Raw genomic sequence first — 2,525 nt, 5'->3', positions numbered from 1 at the left:
CAGTTTGCGCCACGGCTCGCTGTCCAGCACGGTGGCTGCGCGCTGCTTGGCCGCCGGCGACGCGAACGACAGGTAGACGATGTCGGCGTCGGCTGCGGAGAAATCCGCCGTTGCGGCCAGGTCGGCGTCGGTGGTGCCGATCTCGATGTAGGGCTCGTCGGTGAACTGCTGCGACGCCGGCCGGTCCACGCCGACGGTCCGCAGCACACTGGCCGGGAAGTTGGCCGATCCGTAGACCCGCAGGGTGTTCTCCGTCAGCGCGACCACCGACGCCTGGTAGTGGGCGGCGTCGTGCTGGGCCCCGATCTCTTTGGCGTATTCGATGAATTTCTTGATCAGTTCGGCGGCAGCGGTGCTGCGTGCCGTCGCCGCGCCGACCCGGCGCAGGTTGTCCTCCCAGCCGGCGCCCGGCGCCGCGGTGAAGACCGTCGGCGCGATCCGCGCCAGCGCCGAATACAGCTTCGGCGTCAGCGCCTGCGAGCCCAGGATCAGGTCCGGGTGAGTCGCGGTGATGGCGGCCAGGTCCGGGGCGCTGCGGGTGCCCACTCCGGGCAGGTCGTGGATGGCCGTGCCCAGGTAGGCGGGCTGGCTGGGGGAGCCGTCCGGTAGCGCGGCGGCGGCGATGCGGGACTGCAGGCCCAGCGCGCAGAGCGCGTCGAGCTGATCACCAGCAAGCACCACGATGCGCTGCGGGTCGGCGCTCACCTCGGTGGTCTCCGGGTCCACGCCGGCGGTGTTGTGGACCCGCCGCAGCTCCGGACCCGGATCCGCGCGGGCCGGTTCGGGCGCACAGGATTCGTCGGGCCGGCGCTCGTTTCCCAGCACGCCGGCGCCGGCGATCTCCGTGGTGCTGGTGATCACCGATTCCGACGGCCGGCCCGGCGAACCGGCTCCACAACCGGCGGTGGTGGCAGTGAGCAAGATCACCGCGAGCCCCGCCGCCACCGACGCGACGACATCCCGCCTGACCACGGAGGCGACCGTAACACCCGGGTGCCGAGCCCGCTTACGACGATTTGTAGCAGACCGTAGGGGAGCGGTACCGGCGCAGCGTCGACACGGGTTAAGATTCCAAGCGAGTTTCCAAGGATGCCCACGTTTGGAGGAACCTTGACCGCCGAAGCACCCCCGCGCAGAGAACTGGAGATCGGCCGTCCGTTCCCGGCGCGGATGGGACCCAAGGGCAGCCTGATCTACAAGTTGGTGTCGACAACTGATCACAAGCTGATCGGCATCATGTACTGCGTCGCGTGCATGACGTTCTTTTTCATCGGCGGCCTGTTGGCGTTGCTGATGCGATCCGAGTTGGCGGCGCCGGGCCTGCAGTTTTTGTCCAACGAGCAGTTCAACCAGCTGTTCACCATGCACGGCACGATCATGCTGCTGTTTTATGCCACCCCGATCGTGTTCGGCTTCGCCAACCTGGTGCTGCCGCTGCAGATCGGCGCCCCCGATGTGGCGTTTCCGCGGCTTAACGCCTTCTCGCTCTGGCTGTTTGTGTTCGGCGCGACGATCGCACTCTCCGGGTTCATCACCCCCGGCGGGGCGGCGGACTTCGGCTGGACCGCCTACACCCCGCTGTCCAGCGCACTGCATTCGCCGGGCGCCGGTGGGGATCTGTGGATCATGGGCCTGGCCGTCAGCGGGCTGGGCACCATCCTGGGCGCGGTGAACATGATCACCACCGTGGTGTGCATGCGTGCCCCGGGTATGACGATGTTTCGGATGCCGATCTTCACCTGGAACATCCTGGTCACCTCGATCATGGTGCTGATTGTTTTCCCGCTGCTGACCGCCGCGCTGCTGGGGCTGGCCGTCGACCGGCACCTGGGCGGGCATATCTACGACGCCGCCAACGGTGGGGTGATCCTGTGGCAGCACCTGTTCTGGTTCTTCGGCCACCCCGAGGTCTACATCATCGCGCTGCCGTTCTTCGGGATCGTCACCGAGATCTTTCCGGTGTTCTCCCGCAAGCCGGTTTTCGGCTACACCACGATGGTCTATGCGACGATGTCCATTGCCGGGCTGTCGACGGCGGTGTGGGCGCACCACATGTTCGCGACGGGTGCCGTACTTCTTCCTTTCTTTTCATTCATGACGTTTCTGATCGCGGTGCCGACCGGGATCAAGTTCTTCAACTGGATCGGCACCATGTGGAAGGGCCAGCTGACCTTCGAGACGCCGATGCTGTTCTCGGTCGGCTTCGTGGTCACCTTCCTGGCCGGCGGCTTGACCGGGGTGATGCTGGCCAGCCCGCCGCTGGACTTCCACGTCACCGACACCTACTTCGTGGTGGCGCACTTCCACTATGTGCTGTTCGGCACGATCGTGTTCGCCACCTTCGCCGGGATCTATTTCTGGTTCCCGAAGATGACCGGGCGGCTGCTCGACGAGCGGCTGGGTAAACTGCACTTCTGGTTGACCTTCATCGGGTTTCACACCACGTTTTTGGTGCAGCACTGGCTGGGCAATGAGGGCATGCCGCGCCGCTACGCCGATTACCTGCCCACCGACGGTTTCCAGGG

The 2,525-nt window shown here is 66.0% G+C and carries 2 protein-coding genes; one reads left to right on the top strand and one right to left on the bottom strand.

What is annotated here, in order from left to right:
• On the bottom strand, positions 1 to 972 hold a 972-nt coding region (locus AC2VON_RS07865; RefSeq protein ID WP_486952444.1), incomplete at its 3' end, for an ABC transporter substrate-binding protein.
• Between the two features lie 138 nt (positions 973 to 1,110).
• On the opposite strand from AC2VON_RS07865, the gene AC2VON_RS07860 reads away from it, so the two are divergent.
• The coding region (locus AC2VON_RS07860) for a cbb3-type cytochrome c oxidase subunit I (RefSeq protein WP_486952443.1) at positions 1,111 to 2,525 on the top strand (1,415 nt) is incomplete at its 3' end.

Source organism: Mycobacterium sp. TH-M82 (assembly GCF_057473605.1).
Note: the sequence above shows the minus strand (reverse complement) of the source record. Positions and strands in the feature narration are given on the sequence as shown.